This is a genomic window from Blautia glucerasea, from assembly GCF_013304385.1.
GTDB lineage: Bacteria > Bacillota > Clostridia > Lachnospirales > Lachnospiraceae > Blautia_A > Blautia_A ammoniilytica.
In genome coordinates this window covers 1-19,368 of sequence record NZ_JAAITU010000045.1, presented here as the reverse complement: position 1 = coordinate 19,368, position 19,368 = coordinate 1, and the positions used below count along the sequence as shown (strand labels likewise).

At 44.4% G+C, this 19,368-nt stretch carries 15 protein-coding genes; 10 read left to right on the top strand and 5 right to left on the bottom strand.

Going from position 1 to position 19,368, the window contains the following annotated elements; genetic code table 11:
- Window positions 1-48: 48 nt before the first annotated feature.
- Genes G5B11_RS15080 through G5B11_RS15070 form a run of 3 tightly spaced genes read right to left on the bottom strand, consistent with a single transcriptional unit; the run spans window position 49 to window position 3,656 of the window.
- Complete coding sequence (locus G5B11_RS15080; protein WP_158420831.1) at window positions 49-678, bottom strand: response regulator transcription factor; 630 nt, start codon at window positions 676-678, stop codon at window positions 49-51.
- Window positions 679-1,974 (bottom strand): sensor histidine kinase, encoded by a 1,296-nt coding sequence (locus tag G5B11_RS15075; protein WP_173728924.1) that lies wholly within the window; start codon window positions 1,972-1,974, stop codon window positions 679-681.
- Entirely contained in the window at window positions 1,971-3,656 is a 1,686-nt protein-coding gene (locus G5B11_RS15070) for a histidine kinase N-terminal 7TM domain-containing protein (RefSeq protein ID WP_173728923.1), read from the bottom strand. The genes G5B11_RS15075 and G5B11_RS15070 overlap by 4 nt, the downstream gene beginning before the upstream one ends.
- A 299-nt stretch (window positions 3,657-3,955) precedes the next feature.
- On the opposite strand from G5B11_RS15070, the gene G5B11_RS15065 reads away from it, so the two are divergent.
- The 8 genes from G5B11_RS15065 to G5B11_RS15030 all read left to right on the top strand — a co-directional run bounded on the left by G5B11_RS15065 (window position 3,956) and on the right by G5B11_RS15030 (window position 13,230).
- Complete coding sequence (locus G5B11_RS15065; RefSeq protein WP_158420828.1) at window positions 3,956-4,954, top strand: ABC transporter ATP-binding protein; 999 nt, start codon at window positions 3,956-3,958, stop codon at window positions 4,952-4,954.
- 20 nt (window positions 4,955-4,974) lie between these two features.
- Window positions 4,975-5,955 (top strand): ABC transporter ATP-binding protein, encoded by a 981-nt coding sequence (locus G5B11_RS15060; RefSeq protein ID WP_158420827.1) that lies wholly within the window; start codon window positions 4,975-4,977, stop codon window positions 5,953-5,955.
- A 14-nt stretch (window positions 5,956-5,969) separates the two neighbouring features.
- Window positions 5,970-6,890 carry an ABC transporter permease gene (locus G5B11_RS15055; RefSeq protein ID WP_173728922.1) on the top strand — a complete coding sequence of 307 codons (921 nt, stop codon included), beginning with the start codon at window positions 5,970-5,972 and terminating at the stop codon, window positions 6,888-6,890.
- Between the two features lie 15 nt (window positions 6,891-6,905).
- On the top strand, window positions 6,906-7,904 hold the full coding sequence (locus G5B11_RS15050) for an ABC transporter permease (protein WP_173728921.1): 999 nt from the start codon (window positions 6,906-6,908) through the stop codon (window positions 7,902-7,904).
- A 156-nt stretch (window positions 7,905-8,060) separates the two neighbouring features.
- Window positions 8,061-9,623: a peptide ABC transporter substrate-binding protein gene (locus G5B11_RS15045; RefSeq protein WP_173728920.1), complete on the top strand. Its 1,563-nt coding sequence runs from the start codon at window positions 8,061-8,063 to the stop codon at window positions 9,621-9,623.
- A gap of 134 nt (window positions 9,624-9,757) precedes the next feature.
- Window positions 9,758-10,864, top strand: a complete 1,107-nt coding sequence (locus G5B11_RS15040) for a dipeptide epimerase (protein WP_173728919.1) — start codon at window positions 9,758-9,760, stop codon at window positions 10,862-10,864.
- A gap of 63 nt (window positions 10,865-10,927) precedes the next feature.
- Window positions 10,928-11,842 (top strand): C40 family peptidase, encoded by a 915-nt coding sequence (locus tag G5B11_RS15035; RefSeq protein ID WP_173728918.1) that lies wholly within the window; start codon window positions 10,928-10,930, stop codon window positions 11,840-11,842.
- Window positions 11,839-13,230 (top strand): transglutaminase-like domain-containing protein, encoded by a 1,392-nt coding sequence (locus tag G5B11_RS15030; protein WP_173728917.1) that lies wholly within the window; start codon window positions 11,839-11,841, stop codon window positions 13,228-13,230. The genes G5B11_RS15035 and G5B11_RS15030 overlap by 4 nt, the downstream gene beginning before the upstream one ends.
- A gap of 129 nt (window positions 13,231-13,359) precedes the next feature.
- Here the strand turns inward: G5B11_RS15030 and G5B11_RS15025 are convergent, their stop codons facing one another.
- The gene (locus G5B11_RS15025; protein WP_173728916.1) at window positions 13,360-14,493 is read right to left on the bottom strand and encodes a GNAT family N-acetyltransferase; all 1,134 of its coding nucleotides are present in this window, start codon (window positions 14,491-14,493) and stop codon (window positions 13,360-13,362) included.
- Window positions 14,494-15,022: 529 nt separating this feature from the next.
- Here G5B11_RS15025 and mgtE point away from each other — a divergent pair.
- Both mgtE and G5B11_RS15015 read left to right on the top strand, forming a co-directional pair.
- Window positions 15,023-16,417 (top strand): magnesium transporter, encoded by a 1,395-nt coding sequence (mgtE, locus tag G5B11_RS15020; protein ID WP_173728915.1) that lies wholly within the window; start codon window positions 15,023-15,025, stop codon window positions 16,415-16,417.
- 117 nt (window positions 16,418-16,534) lie between these two features.
- Entirely contained in the window at window positions 16,535-18,019 is a 1,485-nt protein-coding gene (locus tag G5B11_RS15015; protein ID WP_158420818.1) for a C69 family dipeptidase, read from the top strand.
- A 100-nt stretch (window positions 18,020-18,119) separates the two neighbouring features.
- On the opposite strand, the gene G5B11_RS15010 is transcribed toward G5B11_RS15015, so the two are convergent.
- Entirely contained in the window at window positions 18,120-18,935 is an 816-nt protein-coding gene (locus G5B11_RS15010) for a hypothetical protein (protein ID WP_173728914.1), read from the bottom strand.
- Window positions 18,936-19,368 lie beyond the last annotated feature (433 nt).

Here is a 19,368-nt window from a genome sequence, read left to right as displayed (position 1 = left end):
TAAGGAAAAACAAAACTGGGATTACAGTGAATGGAGAACGGTGATAAATCAGGGAATACTTACCACGATTCCGCGGATCCGGGCTTCAATGGCCAGTTCAGTCCTGTTTTTATAGCCGGTTTTATCAAGCATGTGCTGGATATGGGATTTGACAGTGTTCTCGGAAATGCCCAGCTCACCGGCAATGGAAGAATTGGACATACCTCTGGTCATCAGGCGGAGCACTTCCAGTTCCCTCTGAGTAAATTCTGTATTGCTGGAGAGCCCCAGCTTTACCTTGGGCGGCTGATCCGGATATACAGAATCGCCGTTCATGGTACAGTCCATTACCTCTAAAATCGTTTCTTTAGAAGACTCTTTGTACCAGAAGCTTTCGATTCCGATTTCCCTGGCACGTTTCAGCCAGGAGGCTTCTGCCATAGAGGTAACAGCAATGATCCGGATCCAGGGACGGATAGCTTTGATCCTGGCTGCTGTTTCCAGACCGTTTTCCCCATCAGGCATCAGGATATCCATCAGAATCAGGTCTGCAGAAACAGCCTGTACAAGGGACAGAGCCTGCTGACCGGAACTGGCGGTACCGGCCAGCTGATACCGGCCACTGCTTTTTATGTACAGCTCAAAAAGCTGTCTTGCCATATATTGGTCATCTACAATGATCACATTTATTTTTCGCAATTAAGATTCTCCTTTTGGAATTTCTATATATAATACAAAGGCCGGGGCGCTGGATATTTCCATACTGCCATGTGCTTTTGCAATAGCTGCCCGCAGATTTTTAAGGCCGCCCTTTTCCACGATTTTTCCGGAAGGAGGGGTTCCGTCGTTGGTAAAGCTGGCACAAATCCTGTCAGGTGTTTCACTAATTTGAAGATATACATGGGTTCCATGGGCATGCCTGGCAGTATTGTTTATACACTCTTTCAAGGCCGCAAGAAGCAGTTCAGAACCTTTGCTATGAGAAAGAGGCAGCTTAGAACATCCTTCCACGTGGATCCCGAGAGTTTGGGCAGCAGTGAGAACCTTGTCCAGGCTGTCAGTGCTTTCAGGGGAGATGCCCTGCTCCATGGCAGAGACAATATATTCCCACAAAGGCACAAGCTGTTGTCTGCTGCGTTTGTCGCCAGGCTGCTCCAGATAAATGCGGAAAGACAGAAGCGCTCTTCCGATTTCATCATGCAGCTTTACTCTGGCGGCCAGATTTTCTTTTTCCCGGGTAACTTTTTCTACTTCATAACTGAAAAGCCGCAGGTGCTCATTTACCTGATTCAACTGGTCATTCTGCTGTTTCAGCTTTTGATTTAAAAGATATTGTTGTGTCACATTACAGGCAGAGAACTGCCATATACTGTCTTTTTTCAGGGACAATTCCCTGCGGCGGAAATCCCAGACCGTACCATCAGGAAACTGAAGAGTAACCGTTGTTCCTGTGGAAATGTTGTGGATTTTCTTATTGTACTCCTGAACCTGCAGAGAATGCCAGAAAAAATTGGTATTTTGAAGCCTTGTTCCCAGAAGCTGACTGCAAAGCTGTTCCATACGTGTATTGATAAGGAGAGGAACACCACTTTGCCGTGCAAAACAGACTCCGTCCGGAAGGGCGTCAAAGCTTTCTTTGATGGTACCTGGATTAAGGCGTTTTTTCTGCTGTCTGTACAAAGAGCAGCCAAATAATCCCTCAAATAACGCTAAAATGCTCAATAGTCCGGGAACTGCGATCCAGGGCAGAGAACCGGTAAGCTGTGCCAAAAAGGTTGGAGAAAGCTTCTGGGAACCGTCACGGCCCAGATCGCAAAGGCCTTGCATGAACAGGATGCAAAGACAGCATAAAACACCTCCGATCCACTGACTTTTTCGGGAAAATCCGTGGAGCAGGCTGGTTATCATAAAACAGACAGCAAGGGTCATTAAAAGGATGCTGCAAAGTCCCATAAAGGCATGAAAAGAAGATGAAAGCTGTGCATAATGGCTCATGTGGTATCACCTCCCTTAAAATCCCTGGCATTAAAGGTCACAGTAAGGAACAGGGTATCCGGATCGGATTCTGTTTTCACAGTTCCGCCTAAAGCCTGGATTTGCTTTGCGGCAGGAAGCAGAGGGAATATGTTTTCCGGGCAACTTGTTTCCATATAAAAATGAATCGTTTCCGTAATGGTCAGTTGGAGCATCAGGGCCTGTGTATCTGGAAGGCAGGCTTCCAGAACTTGCTGGAAAAGCTGGTATATGGCAAGAGCGTATACACCAGGAATAGAAAACTCATCCTGATAAGTGCCATAGGCTGTTATGTGGGATAGCCGGACATATTCCAGAGATTCAGCAAGGGAAAGAGAAAGTTCTTTTCCGGGTATCCAGTCCTGTTGATTGATAAGGAGCAGAAGATTTGCTCTTCGCTTTATGTAAACCATTAAAACGGAGGCATATTTCATTTTATTTTCAAAAGCATATTCATTTTCCGGAAGATCTGCCAGAATCGTATGCAGCATAAAAAGCTGGTGGGAAACATCCTGGGAAATCCGGTCGTACAGCTGATTTTGCTGTTGAATGGAGGCTTTCTTCTCCGCCAGCCGGTTCTCGCCTTCCAGAATGGAATTTTGTTCCGCCATAACATCTCCCAGGTTAGCCAGAGCTTTGTTGATCTGCTGGATCTGGGAAAGATCTGTCAGCCAGTAACCATAGCCGCCATGGATCTGATGGCTGTTCAGGACCATATTGCTGTCTGCAAGGGTAACAGGGGAGGACAAGGCGGCAAGAACCTGTGTTTCTGTAACTGGAAGGCTTTTCTCTGACTGATAGCAGATCTTACCCTGCATATCCATGATCCCGGCGCCTAGATCAGAAACTTTCCACATAAGGGAATACTGATCATTGGATGGAAAAAGTCCTGCCTGTATTAAAGCCTCCATAAAGGCTGGAAACAGGAAGGTGATCATATCCGTTGTTTTGAAAAGCCGCTGCAGGGGAGAATAAGGATCCTTAAGAAACAGGATCAGGTAAATCAGGGCAGCAGCCAGAGGGATACAAGGCATCCATATATTTCTACGGCAATCCAGAGAAATACAATGCACAAATGAAAGAATCAGAATTGCTCCGAACATAACTGCCAGCCAGATCAGGGAAGCAATATAAAAAGGTCCGTATGAATAAGGCTCATCTTCCACCCAATGGGAAATGCTGCCGGAAAAACGGAATGCCAGCTGGTGCAGATCATTGGTAAGGATACCCAGAACGATGAGAAGTGCAGGGATGTGCAGCAGCTTCCATTTGGGAGAAATGGAACAGCCGTAAGGCTTTCCGGTATATAACACAGCAAAAAACATAAAAAGTACCACATAGGTCTGGGGAAAATAGTAAAGATACCAGATATATCGAGCTGCAGGAGTATTTTCCGGGATAAATATATATTTTGTTGTACGGATAACCATTAGGAAAACGATCAGCAAAGCTGCAAAAACCAGATAGCTGCGTTCTTCTTTGCGCAGCAGGCGGAGCCGCAGCTGGGTCAGCCAGATCAGCACAGCAGTAATGTAAAGAACACAGATCAGGGAGTTGCTTGATACATTGGGAAAATGATGCCTGGTAAGGCGTATCAGACCGGGGGATAAGGCAAGTATAACACACAGGATATTCAAAAATTTTGTCTTTTTGCTGCTGTACATGATTTTCCTCCTTTCCCAATACTAATAGTTATTTACGAAACAATGTATTAGTTTTGTTTATCATAGCATGGGGTGAGCAGAGTGACAAGCAGTGTACATTTGAAAAATGGTATAGAAAAATGGCAATTTAATACGTTAAAACTTCATTATATGAGAATTTAACCTTGACACAGGAATGTGTTTGGCATTACAATAGCAAGAAAGTAAATGAAGAAGAACGAAAGAAGCTTACAGACGCAGGGGTCTGATCCAGTGGGTCAGTCTGCGTCTGTTTTGTATATGTGGATGGGAGAGGTAATATGGAAGAAAAACAGGATGTACTGTTGGAAATGAAGGATCTGTCGATTTCCTTTTATAATAAGACAGGAGAGATCCAGGCAGTACGTGGTATCAGTTATACATTACATAAGGGTGAGGTGTTAGGAATCGTTGGCGAGTCCGGAAGCGGCAAGTCTGTTTCCAGCCACGGTATTTTAAGGCTGACCCCGGATACAGGAAAAGTGAAGCAAGGGGAGATCCTTTTTCATGGAAAGGACATTCTGAAAATGTCCAAGAAGGAATTGCAGGAACTGAGGGGCAATAAGATCGCCATGATTTTCCAGGATCCTATGACTTCCCTGGATCCGCTGTTTACTGTTGAATATCAATTGAATGAATCTTTGAAAAAGCATACAGATCTGGACGGTAACGGCCGCAGACTCAGGATGATCCATCTGCTGGAGCTGGTAGGGATCAATCAGCCGGAGCGAAGACTGAAGCAGTATCCATATGAGTTTTCAGGCGGTATGCGGCAGCGTGTGATGATCGCTATGGCACTTTCCTGTGATCCTGAGCTTCTGATCGCAGATGAGCCTACCACAGCTTTGGATGTTACCATTCAGGCCCAGATCGTTGAGCTTTTAAAGGAACTGAAGGATAAACTGGGTATGGCGATCATCTTTATCACTCATGACCTTGGAGTGGTATCTGAGATCTGTGACAAGATCATTGTTATGTACGCAGGGAAGATCGTGGAGGAAGGTACCAGCCGTCAGATCTTTTATCAGAGATGCCATCCGTATACTGAGGGGCTTCTGGCCTCTGTGCCTAAGCTGGACAGTGATGTAAACGAAAAGCTGAAGCCTATCAAGGGAAATCCGCCGGATATGAGCTGTGTGAAGCCAGGCTGTGCGTTTGCACCCAGATGCAGCTGCGCTATGCAGATCTGTGTCAAGGAAGAGCCGCCCCAGTATGAGCTGGATGACACACATGTGGTATCCTGCTGGCAGACCATTAAAAAAGCATTGCAGGATGCATAAAGGATAGGATGGACAAGAGTATGGGAAACAATGAAATTCAAAAAGGAGAGATCCTCCTTCAGGTAAAAAATCTTAAGAAATATTATCCGGTGCGTACCGGATTTGTAAAAAAGACAGATTTAAAGGCTGTAGATGATGTAAGCTTTTTTGTACGCAAGGGTGAGACCCTTGGGATCGTAGGGGAAAGCGGATGTGGCAAGACCACTCTTGGAAGGACAGTGCTCCGTCTGGAAGAGCCTACCTCCGGAGATATCATCTATGAAAATGAATCCATTATCGGTAAAGATATGAAGGAATACCGCAAAAAGATGCAGATCGTATTTCAGGATCCGTATGCATCTTTGGATCCGAGGAAGACGGTATCCGATATTATTGGTGAGGCAATGGATCTGCAGAAACTTTGCAGCAGCAAGAATGAACGCCGTGAGCGTGTGCTGGAGCTGATGAAGCTGGTAGGACTGAATGCAGAGTTTTATAACCGTTTTCCACATGAGTTTTCCGGTGGCCAGAGACAGCGTATCGGGATTGCGAGAGCACTTGCAGTAAACCCGGGATTTATTATCTGTGACGAGCCGGTATCTGCTTTGGATGTGTCTATCCAGGCGCAGATCATCAATATGCTGGAAGAACTTCAGGAAACCAAAAACCTTACATATCTTTTTATTGCACATGACCTGGCTGTTGTGAAACATATCAGCACCAGGATCGGAGTTATGTATCTTGGTCATCTTGTAGAATTGGCTGACAGTGCAGAACTTTACCGTAATCCGCTCCACCCGTATACAGAGATGCTGTTGTCTGCAATTCCTATCGCAGATCCGGATTTATCCGCAACAAGGAAAAGGATACGACTGGAAGGAGAGGTGCCAAGCCCCTTGAATCCTCCGTCAGGCTGTCCGTTCAGGACCAGATGCCCCAAAGCGTATCAGGCCTGCCGTGAGAGTATGCCTCCCCTTCGGGAAGTGGCACCCGGACATTTTGCAGCATGCCATAATGCATAACAAGGAGAATCAAAATGCAGACTTCAAGATATATTGTTAAGCGAGTGCTGCTGGCATTCGTCAGTATCTTCGCGATTATTACCATTACTTATTTTTTAATGAATCTGATGCCTGGAGACCCGTTTATGTCTGAAAAGGCTTCTGAAGAGAACAGGGCGATCCTGATTGCAAAATACGGACTGGATCAGCCGGTGTATGTACAGTATGGAAAGTACCTGACCAATCTTCTTAAGGGAGATATGGGTACCAGCTACGTTCTTCAGAAAGGCCGTGCAGTAAAGGATATTATTTTCCAGTCCTTTGCAGTATCCATGGGACTTGGTGTAAGGGCGTTGATCCTTGCAATTGTATGCGGGATCATTCTTGGATGTATCGCAGGCCTTTGTAAAGATAAATGGCCGGATGCGGTGATCCGTGTATTCTCGTCCATTGGTATTTCCATGCCGGGGTATGTAATTGCTTCTGCGCTGATGATTTTTCTGGCAGTAAGCTTTAAGGTGCTTCCGGTGAGCTACAATAAGCCAGGCGGATGGATCATGCCTATGGTCACACTTGCCATTTATCCTACTTCGTATCTGACCCGTCTGACAAGGGCCAGTATCCTGGAGGTTATGAACCAGGATTACCTTCGTACAGAGAGGGCGAAGGGAATGTCTGAATTTGTGGTTGTATTTGTCCACGCATTGAAGAATTCCCTGATTCCTGTTATCACATACCTGGGACCTCTTACGGCATCCATTCTTACCGGTGGTTTTGTTGCAGAGAGCGTATTCAGTGTTCCCGGGCTTGGAAGATATTTTGTCAGTTCCATCAGCAGCAGGGATTACACCATGATCATGGGTGTGACCATCTTCTACTCAGCACTGATCGTATTTATGAACCTGATCTGTGATATCCTGTACAAGATCGTAGACCCAAGAATAAAGTTGGATTAATTAAAGGAAGACGTCATGAAGAACATTTTAAGCATACAAAACAAAATTTCACCGGAAGACTTTGCTCCCCTGGATGAAAACTATTTTAAAGAGGAATCTCTTGATACGGAGGAGATCGGATACTGGAAGGCCAGCTGGATCCGTCTGAAGTCCAACAAGATCGCCATTGCAGCCCTTGTTGTGATCGTGATCATGTTTATCTTTGCATTTATAGGCCCCCTTCTTTCCCCATATTCCTATGACCAGCAGGTAAGAGGCGATGAAGCACTTTGGCCCTGCCTGAAGCATCCCTTTGGTACAGATCGTCTTGGCCGTGACATTCTGGTACGTTGTATGATCGGTACCAGGATTTCTATGGTGGTGGGTCTTGTATCAGCCGTGATCGTTATGATCGTGGGAAGTATTTACGGAGCGATTTCCGGACTGGTTGGCGGTAAGGTGGATATCGTGATGATGCGTATCGTAGATATCATTTATTCTGTACCTGAGATCCTGCTGATCGTTGTTATCAAAATGGTGATCAGTGAGCCATTGCAGTCATTGATCGATACGGTACCTATGTTTCACGGATTGCAGAAGATCGGTTCCGGTCTGATCGCCATATTCATTGTATATGGATGTTTGTACTGGGTTGGTATGGCCAGGATCGTCCGTGGCCAGATCCTTCAGCTGAAGACACTGGACTTTGTTACAGCAGCGGAAGCTCTTGGATGCGGAAAAGCAACCATGATCAAAGAGCATCTTCTTCCCAACTGTATTGGCCAGCTGATCGCTACTGTTATGCTTCAGATCCCATCGGCGATTTTTACTGAGGCATTCTTAAGCTACCTGGGAATTGGTGTTTCCGCACCGATGGCCAGCCTTGGTTCCCTTACTTCTGAAGCATTAAATGGTATCACCACATATCCATACCGTGTTATTTTCCCTGCGCTTCTGATCAGTTTGATCATCCTTTCCTTTAACCTGTTCGGTGACGGATTAAGGGATGCATTGGATCCGAAGATGAAGAAATAATATAACATCAGAGCTTCTGTCTTAGGAGTCCTAATATCAGATCATTTTGAAAAAAAATTGATATATGTTTCCGCTTGCGGAGTATATATAAAGATGTCAGGGAAAGGCCTTTAGCCTGACGCTGATATGAAAAACCTATCAAAAGGAGGAATAATTATGAAAAAGCTCACAAAATTAGTTTCAGCGCTTACGATTGCAGGTCTTGCAGCAACCACTGTCCCCATGAACGTATGGGCAGATGGGGATAAGATCGAGATTTCCGTTACCGGCGGTGGAGAAGATTCCATGCAGCTGAATACAGCTACCAGTGGATTCCTGAATGGACTCTCAGCATTAAGACATCTTTACGAAGGTCTTTACAAGCTGGATGCCAACGGAGAGATTGCTCTTGGACAGGCAGCTTCTGTAGAGCAGAGCGATGATAATCTCACATGGACCTTTACATTGAGAGATGACATCACCTGGTCTGACGGACAGGCTGTAACAGCAAATGATTTTGTTTTTGGATTTGACAATCTGGCAGCACAGGGCGGCGACTACTGTACCATGATTTCTGATATTGTGGACAGCTATGAAGCAACCGATGACAAAACTCTGGTACTTCATCTGAAACATGCGTGCTCATATCTTCCTTCTGTTCTTGCATTCCCGTCTACTTATCCGGCAAGACAGGATTATGTAGAAGAGTACGGAGATGCTTATGCAACAGATCCGGATAAAGCAGTTTATAACGGACCTTATGAAATGGAAAGCTGGGCACATGAGTCAGAAGTTGTTATGAAGCTTCGTGATGACTATTATGATGCAGACCAGATCCAGGTTGGCACCATCAACTGGGAACTGATCACAGAGGAAAGCTCTGCGCTTGCTTCCTTTGAGAGTGGTGATTATGTATATTCCGATATGTGTCCGGATGAGGAGAAGCCTCGTATGGAAGGCAACGGACTGGTTTACACAGAAGGAAATAACAACTACTGTGTAATGTTTAACCTTGGCGACAAAGGAAATGAAGTTCTGAAGGATGTAAATGTTCGTAAAGCTTTGTCTCTGACCATCGACAGAGAGAGGATCATGAATATCCGTGGTCTGAATGATGAGGTTGGTGTAACACTTGCCTGCAGAGGTTATGAGAACGCTGACGGCACAGATTTCGTAGATTACTGTGATCCATGGGAAGATGTGGAAGCATATGATGAGAACTGTGAGACAGCAAAACAGCTTCTTGCAGAGGCAGGATATGAGGATGGGAAAGGCTTCCCGGCTCTTACCTACATTGTAAACAACGACAGCCGTAAAGAGATCGCAGAAGCAATCGTTAATGACTGGAAAGAGGTTCTGGGTATTGATTCCATTACAGTAGAGAAGGTTGAGAACTTTTCCGCAGCAAGAAACTCTGGTGACTACGACCTGGCTTATTATGGATGGTTTATGGATTACAAGGATCTGTCAAATATGTATGACTCCATGTATGCAACTGCAAATTCTAACTCCTTCTATCAGGGAGATGAGTATGACGCAGCTTTCTTAAAGGCTACCAGTGCTGCCACAGAGGAAGAGCAGTGGGAAGGCTACAAGGAATGTGATGAGATCCTGGCAAGAGATCTGCCTGTAAGCGTAATCCTTCATTCTATGAGTACTTATCTGTTTGATGACACAAATTATGAAGGCCTTGTATACAGCTGTGGTAACTTTGTATTTACTTACCTCAAAGCACTTTAATAAAATGATGCAGGTAAAAAGCCAAAGGCGGCTGGTATACTGCTGACAGAAAATAAGGGCTGTCGTCTTAGGGAATCCGGCATGATTTCGGGAAAACCAGAGGCGGCAGCCTTTTTTAAGGAGTAAATAAGATTATGAAACTGAAAGAAATTGCAATCGGGTACATTGAAATTCCACTTGTTACCCCATTTAAGACAGCCCTCCGTACAGTAAACAGTGTGAATGATCTGATCGTAAAGGTAACAGCAGAGGATGGGACAGAAGGCTACGGGGAAGCACCGCCTACAGCCGTGATCACCGGAGACACGAAAGAGTCCATAGAGGCAGCCATCCGTTATTATATTGCCCCTTCCATTACAGGGATGGATCTGGACGACCTTCCGTCTATTATGGCAAAAATGGAAAAGTGTCTTGCCAAAAATACTACTGCAAAGGCAGCTGTGGACATTGCGCTTTATGATCTTTATGCAAAGCTCCAGAAAAAGCCGCTTTTCAGGCTTCTTGGGGAAAAAGACCCTTCTGCGGTAAAAACAGAACTGGAAACAGATATTACCATCAGCGTAAATGATACAGATGAAATGGTAAGGGACAGCGTAAAAGCAGTTGGGGAAGGCTTCCGTATCCTGAAGGTCAAAGTAGGAAAAGGCGGTGAGAAGGATGTGGAGCGTATCCGTGAGATCCGCAAGGCAGTGGGGAAAGACGTGGTGATCCGCGTGGATGCCAACCAGGGCTGGACCAGGGAAGAAGCAGTTTCTACCATTACAGCTATGGAGGACGCAGGTCTGGGGATCGAATTGGTGGAGCAGCCGGTATCCTATCATGATTTTAAAGGGATGCAGTATGTAACTGCCCATGTACAGACCCCGATCCTTGCAGATGAAAGCGTATTTTCCTATGAGGACGGTGTGCGTGTGATGGAAGAGCATGGGGCAGACCTGGTAAACATCAAGCTGATGAAAACAGGCGGTATCCATGAGGCAGTGAAGATCTGTGACGCAGCCGATCGATTCGGCATTAAATGTATGATCGGATGCATGCTGGAAAGCAAGGTTTCCGTCAGCGCAGGAGTACATCTGGCTGCTGCACGTTCCTGTGTAACTATGGCAGACCTGGATGGCCCGTCATTATGTAAAGTGGATCCTTATGAAGGAGGCCCGGTATATCAGGGACCAAAGATCTTATTAAGTGAAGATTATGGGATCGGGATCACCAAAGTTCCGGTAAAGTTTGAAAGGATCTGAAACAGAAAAAATCTAAAAAAATATCTAAAACAGAAAAGATCTGAAATAGAAAGGATCTGAAACATGAAAGAGTATCTTGCAATTGTGACTGCAGAGCATGCTTATCTTAGGGCAGAGGCTGAAAATGAAAATGGAGAAAACTTAAGCGGAATCGAAGATGAGATTTTCTCCGGATGGGCTGTGAAGGTATTAGAAAAGCTTCCTGGAAAGCAGTATCTGAAGATAGAAACCCATTATGGATATTCCGGTTATGTAAAAGAAGAAGAAATAAAACCCATCACAGAAGAAGAGTTGGAAAAACGGCAGGATAAAGATCGGTTTTTCAGGCTGGGGATCTCAGAAGCAGATCTTCTGGATGCACCAAAGGTGCAGGGACTTCCGCTGGAGCTTTTATTGAAAAGCTGTATCGTAGAGCTTCTGGAAAAAGAAGTTGTTCCAGGCTGGAGTAAGGTACGAAGTGGGGCAGGACGGGAAGGTTTCATCCATACCGTGAATCTTCGTGAAAGAAAAGAGGATGATGGCTATCTGTCAGAGAAAAATACAGAAGGAAAAGGCTATTTTCACGCAATGAGACAAAGACTTGCAGTAGAAGAAGAGACCTTCCGTGAGAGGATAAAGGAAAGCGCACTGGAATACATGGGCACCCAGTATCGCTGGGGCGGGAAATCTTCTCAGGGAATCGACTGTTCCGGACTTACTTTTATGAGTTACCTGAACAGTGGGCTTCTGATCTACAGGGATGCGTCAATTCGTGAAGAATTTCCAGTGTCTCCGGTGAAACAGGAGGATCTGAAAACAGGAGATCTGATCTTTTTTCCGGGACATGTGGCCCTTTACCTTGGCAATGGAAAGTACATCCATTCCACAGGCTATGTGAAAACACCTTATGTAACCATCAACAGTCTGCGGGAAGAGGATGAAGATTACAGGGAAGACCTGGCACAGAAAATAACAGGATGTGGGAGTGTATTTATATGAGAAGGTTTTCAGGAGAAGAATTGAAATCTCTGGCACTGGAGCTGCCGGAGGATGTTTTGAAATATAAGGATTTCGGAGATCTGGAAAAAGCAAAGGAAGCAGCAGATCACTGGCTGGAGCAGCCAATTGGGGAAGAATTAAAAACAAGGCTTCGCTATGAAAAATTTATTCTGGAAGAACTGCCAAAGCAATTTCCGTATACAAAGGCAGATGTGATCCGCCTTTTTAAGGAAAAGCTTCCAGATTTTTCTGAAGAAGATATCCGGAAAATGGAATCGAAAAACCTGGCAGAATGGATCTATATCAATGGAGAAAAGCATTATATCCACAATCTTATGCGGAATATTATGGACAAAGATGATGATATCCGGGAACGTGCAGGGATTTATGAAAAGATTTCGGAGGATAAAAAGCTGCTGCTTCAGAAGGTCCAGCAGATCCGAGAACAGGGGGAGGCAAAGGAAAGCTTCCGCATCCGTGCTACGATCCGTTTAAAGGATGAACAGTTTAAGCCTGGAATGAAGGTAAAGGTGCATCTTCCGATTCCGGCAGAAGCATATCAGATTTCAGATGTTCAGATCCTGGATCATACACAGGGAAATGTAAGCATTGATAAGCCGGATTCCCTGTACAGATCTATCTGTTTCCAGGATCAGCTTCAGGAAAACCGTACATTCTTTGTGGAGTATAAATATACAGTAACTGCAAAATATGTGGATCTGTGGTCTGATGAGGTAAAGAAAAGCAGTGTGCCAGAAGGAATGGAGGAATATCTGAAGGAACAATATCCTCATATCCGGTTCAGCCCTTATCTTACTTCCCTTGCCCGGGAGATCGCAGGGGAAGAAAAAGATCCTCTGGAAATTGCAAGAAGGATCTATGATTACATTACCACAAAGGTACAATATTCTTACATGAAAGAGTATTCACTGATCACGGATATTCCCCAGTATTGTGCAAGAAACCTTAGGGGCGACTGCGGCGTACAGGCACTTTTATTTATTACGCTTTGCAGGATCTGCGGCATACCTGCCAAGTGGCAGTCCGGTCTTTATGCAAATCCGGCATATGTAGGGCCACATGACTGGGCAATGTTCTACGTAGAGCCTTATGGATGGCTTTATGCAGACCCATCCTTTGGAGGTTCCGCTTACGCCTCTGGGGATGAACAGCGGCGCAGATTCTATTTCGGAAATCTGGAGACCTACCGGATGGTGGCAAATAATGCTTTTCAGCAGGATTTTGCTGTTAAAAAAGAGTTTATGTCCATTGACCCATATGACAATCAGACCGGTGAGATCGAGTCAGAGGAAAAAGGCTTTGCTTCCTATGAAGTAGAAAACACCAAGGAAATGGTTATATCAGCTGGGAGTCAATCCCCCAGCTGATATAGCCTCCGGCAGGATTGCAGAGGTGCGCAGGAGAAGTATGTCATGCAATTGCATGACGCGCACCTCGCAGCAAGAATGCCGAGGCATTCTTGAAAAGCGTTACAGGCGTAAAGCAGCTGACTTTCCCTAACGGATCAGCACAGCCATTTTGCCAAGCTGGTCGTAGATCCTGGCGAACGCTTCTTCACTGCGCCACACAAGGCCGGACAGGGAATCATTGATCAGGACCATGTGCCCTGCAGGATCATATCCGCAAAGAACCACGCAGTGTTCATTATGGTAAAAATGCCAGGTTTTTCCGGAGAGGGTATAGGAAGCTACATCTATCGGTGTTTTCAGGTAAACAGAATTATATACGATCACAGGTGCAGACTTGTCCAGGTACTGATAAAGCTTTGTAAATTCAGTGCCGGTCAGGTCTGTTGCTGTTTGAGGACAGTGATTTGCCTGCAGATACCTGGCAGCTGTTTGGGTAAGTCCTGGTGCATAAATACCATCACCGGAAATCTGGTAAGGATCTCCTTTATAGGTAGTTACAAAATTCTCCGGATCGCGGATCAGATACTCATCTGCAATGGTGGTTTTGGAAAGCTTCTGTCCATAGTAATTCAGAACCATGGTCAGCGCTACAGACTCACAGCCTGTGGGAAGCTCCGGATTCTGTAAAATATTTTCCATGGGCAGGATCACTGCATCCGGACCTGGCTCAAAGGCAGGGAATTCTTTATCCGGAGCCTTGGTATATCCAAGAATGTAGCGGTCATAACCGCCATATTTTTCCTTGCGCTTCAGGATCTGGAAGCCCTCTGCCTGTACATTGTGAAGGCTGTATTTATTAAACGGAGATACAGTAGTCAGAACAGTGGCATCCGGCATTAATTCCAGTGCATAGGCAACGCAGCTGCGGATCAGGGTCCGTTGCAGACCGTGGCCCCTGTAATCAGGATCTACCACGATGGTGTCCAGTGTAAGACAGTGAAATATTTTTTCTCTGGACCAGTCAAGATCCCAGCCAATATTCTCCGGTGAATCATTTGAAAAAACAAGGGAACCATAGGCGATCAGCTTTTCTCCGTCAAATACTCCCAGGATGGTATTGGGATAGATAAGATAATCCCTGTTTTCTTCCCGGCTGGTGGAAACAAAAAGACGGGTATCTTCCATAGTCTGGCAGATATGCTCCTGCAGCTTCATGATCTTATCCAGATCTTCTTGGGTACATTTGCGGATCACAGGCTTAAAATCTGTACTATTTATCATAAAAACCTCCGAAAAATTGTATCTATTGTGTAATTAGTTTCAATAGTAAAAGTATAATGTAATAAAACAAGAAAATCTATATAAAAACAGGTTTTTGTCATTGATTTTTTTGAAAAAAGCGTATAGAATGTCTTGTGTAATGGAATGATATTAATGATGTGGATTTTTTACATATAATGTCAGACATTCTTATTTCAGAAAAAAGGCAGGTGAACAGAGTGGACAGTTGTGATTCTCATGGGCGAAGTAGTAGCATAGGATGGGAAAATTTGATACCCTTGAAGCAGCACTGTTCTTCTGTTCTGTTTTAATTCTATCAATTCTTTTTTTCTTATCCTATGAATCCCTGAAGATAAATTATATCCGATGTGAGATGACACACATTTCGCAGCAAGAATGCCAGTGGTATTCTTAAACATCACATTTTAGAAGCGGAAGACAGATCTGCTTTATTTTGGTGTCCATTTACAGCAGAAAATGGCTAAGGAAGGGGATGCCCTACCCCTTTGCCGGAAATGGAGGAAAGAGGATGGAAAAAAGAACGCAGGATTATACCGGAGAGATCCTGAAAATTATCAGAAGCAATACATCCCCTGCTGTTATGTGCAGCAGGCTGGAAGATTATCATGCGAACGACCTGGCAGAGGTTATGCCGGAGTTGACCGTACAGGAAAGATGTAAGCTGTATCGCATCCTGGACATGGATATGCTGTCAGATATTTTTGAGTATACAGATTCAGATAATGCAGCAGAATACCTGAAAGAAATAGACGTGAAGAAAGGGGCTGCGATCCTTTCAAGGATGGAGACAGATGCCCTTGTGGAAGTGCTGCACAAGATCGATAAGGCGAAAAAACGTCTTCTTCTGGATTTGATGGATGATGAAGTACGTCATGATATTGAAGTGATCGCTTCTTTTGATGATGATGAGATCGGAAGCAAGATGACCACCAACTGTATCATTATCCGTGAGAATCTGACTGTGAAACAGGCAATGAGCAGCCTGGTAGAGCAGGCGGCCAAGAATGACAATATTTCTACATTGTTTGTGGTAACAGAGCAGCAGAAGTTTTACGGAGCCATTGACCTGAAGGATCTGATCATTGCCAGGCAGGATCGGGCACTTGAGGATCTGGTGGTCACTTCTTATCCATATGTGTATGCTGAAGAGGATATTGATGATTGTATCGAAAAACTGAAGGATTATTCCGAGGATTCCGTTCCTGTACTGGATAATGACAACCGGCTTCTGGGTGTGATCACATCTGCCAATATCATTGATCTGGTAGATGATGAGATGGGTGAAGATTACGCCATGTTCGCCGGCTTGACTGCAGAGGAGGACCTGAAGGAGCCGCTTAAGGAAAGTATGAAGAAACGTATGCCCTGGCTGATCGTTCTTCTGGGCCTGGGCATGGTAGTATCTTCTGTGGTTGGAGTATTTGAGCATGTAGTTACCCAGCTGCCTATTATTATGGCCTTTCAGTCACTGATCCTGGACATGGCCGGTAATGTTGGTACCCAGTCACTGGCTGTTACCATCCGCGTACTGATGGATGAGTCCCTGACTGGCAAGCAGAAGGTGGAGCTGGTATTTAAAGAGATGAAGATCGGTTTATGTAACGGCGGTCTTCTTGGTATATTGTCCTTTGCTGTGATCGGGCTTTATATTTACCTCTTTAAAGGGAAAACCCTGCTGTTTTCCTATGCAGTTTCCGGATGTATCGGCGTGGCATTGCTGTTGGCAATGTTGATCTCCAGTGCAGTAGGTACATGCATTCCGCTGTTCTTTAAGAAGATCAATATTGACCCTGCAGTTGCTTCAGGACCGCTTATCACTACGGTGAACGACCTTGTGGCTGTTGTTACTTATTATGGACTTGGCTGGATTTTACTGATCCAGGTACTGCACCTGGCAGGATAAGGAGAATGCCTCATGCAGGCAGATATTCAGAAATTTGTAGAAGAATGTGGATATTCTCTTTATCTTTGTGTAAAAATGTGGATACACTTTCAATTTTAAGGAAAAGGAGAAATTATAATGGGTTGTACGACTATATTAGTTGGGAAAAAAGCATCTTATGACGGATCCACTATGATCGCCAGGAATGACGATTCAGGCTCCGGACATTTTACACCAAAGAAATTTGTGGTGATCCATCCAGAGGATCAGCCTGTGAAATACAGATCAGAGCTTTCTCATGTGGAAGTAGAGTTGCCATCTGATCCCATGAGATACACAGCTATGCCAAACGCAGTAAAAGGAGTGGGGATCTGGGCTGCAAGCGGCGTGAATGAAGCTGGCGTAGGTATGACAGCTACAGAAACGATCACCTCCAATCCTCGCGTTCTTGGCGCTGACCCGTTGGTGACCTATCAGCCGGCAGGTGAGGATACACCTGAAATCCCGGGAGGGCTGGGAGAAGAAGACCTGGTTTATATTGTACTTCCCTATATTCGCAGCGCCAGAGAAGGGGTGAAACGTCTGGGAAGCCTTTTGGAGAAGTATGGCACCTATGAGATGAACGGAATCGCATTCCAGGATCAGGACGAGATCTGGTGGCTGGAGACTATTGGTGGTCATCACTGGATCGCGCGCCGTGTGCCGGATGATGTGTATGTAGTTATGCCGAATCAGCTGGGCCTGGATCAGTTTGATCTTGAGGACGCTCTTTCCACTGAGAAGGAATATATGTGTTCTTCTGATATGAGGGAATTTATAAATGAGAACCATCTTGATCTGTCCTGGGACGGAGTGCTGAACCCAAGAGATGCTTTTGGCAGCCATGATGACGCTGACCATGTATACAATACACCAAGAGCCTGGATCATGGAGCGTTATCTGAATCCCCATACATATAAATGGGATGGAGCAGATGCGGACTATACACCTGCATCGGATGACATTCCCTGGTGTCTGGTTCCTGAGAAAAAGGTGACAGTAGAGGATGTGAAGTATGTACTTTCCTCTCATTTTCAGGGAACACCATATGACCCATACGGTGCTTATGGAGATCCTTCTATGAAGGGAGCGTACCGTTCTATTGGCATTAATCGGAACGATTTTCTGTCTGTGATCCAGATGCGCCCGGGCATGGAGAAATCCCATAATACATTGGAATGGGTGGCTTTTGCTTCCAATGCATTTAATGTACTTGTGCCATTTTACGCAGATATTGAGGAAACACCGGAATACCTTTCCAATACCACAGGTCAGGTTTCTACAGATAATTTCTACTGGTCCAGCCGTCTGATCGCAGCTATGGCAGATGCTTCCTACAAAAAATCAGTATTCCATATTGAGCGTTATCAGGAAAAAGTAATGGCCAAAGGTCATGAATTGATCTGCAAATATGACCGTCTGCTTGCAAAAGAAACCGATACGAAGAGACAGATGGAACTTAAGAAAGAGGGAAATCAGCAGATCGCAGATATGTTAAAGCGGGAGACAGCAGATACCTTGGATAAAGTATTGTTTGAGCTGAGCAGCCAGATGCGGAATTCCTATTCCAGATCGGACGCATAAAGAGTGAGCGCCTAAAAGGATAAAGATACGAAAACACATATGTAAACATCAGATCGCCCCATTGAACTGTATAAAATGTCAATGGGGCGGTCGAATGTTGTTAATTGTTCTGCACTATTGTTTTACGGTACTTATCTCTTTTTTCTTCCGGAATTTCAAGCATATCCATTGTTTGTTCGATAGTCCAGTTCGTGTTTTTCATTAACTTTTTGATGTTTTCCAGTTCTTTAATTTCCATGCCATCGTCCATTAGCATCTGTCCCAGTCTGGTCATTCGCATTACCTCCCTGATCTCATCTAAATCTGACTTATCCAAAAACTTATCTGCCAGAGCATATAGTATAGCTCTTGTTTTTTCTGCTATAAGTTCATTACTCGGTTTCGTTAGATTTATTGCTGTTTTGAACATTTCTTTACGGCTCATATTCCCAGACATCAATGGAGAAAGAGAAAGAGCAACGTAATCATTTTCGGTGAATTTTTCGTTATTGCTCTGTTTTTGTATTAGTTTTTGGAATATGTCATCTGCATTTTTATCTTTTAGATAAATTGGCTGTATCCGATAAGTGTATAATCCGCAGTCCAATTCGGATTTTACGTTAGTAATCCCACCGGAATAAATGACATATGTAATAACTTTCTTACCGGTCTGGTTGGAATAAACTGCATCATATGCATGGAATCTGCGGAGATCAACCTCTTTTTTATCTGTTGTTTGAAATTCAATATGTACATAAAATCCATCTTTAGTTAAAAAGGTGAAATCCATGTATAAAGAGTGAATTGTCAGTTCAATCAATTCTGTAGGACCTATTTCCTCATATTGAAAATTAATCCCCAGTGCTTTCAGAATTGTATCACGAAAATAATTGAAGCCCATTTTCATAACGGCATCTTCATGTTTCGTATTTGTCATGAGGCACCTCTATTATTCGTCCAGTATAGTCCTCATTGGTGTTCTGAAAATGTATTCACTCGTTCTTTTGTTTTTTGTCATTTGTAAGGATGTAGACTTTTCCTCCTTCTGTATGATTATTTTAACAGAACGAGTTTGGAATTGCCAGCACTGATTGTTACAATCGCAGTAGAAGTACATGCGCTATATGACATATGTCTCACAGCAGAATATCGGAGAGGAATCTTGATTTTTTTGCAGAAATAGCATGTGTGTTTCTCTGCTATCAGTTCGGACAGATGTTGTGATGAACTTTGTTATATTGGGCTTTGGAAAGTGGATTGATAGTTCTGTTAGTGACATGCTCCCACCACTTAAATCTCAGATTTTGAAGTGGGGGCTTCTTGCTCAATGGCTCTACTGAGCCAAGTATCTACAAGCTATCCTCGCGTGT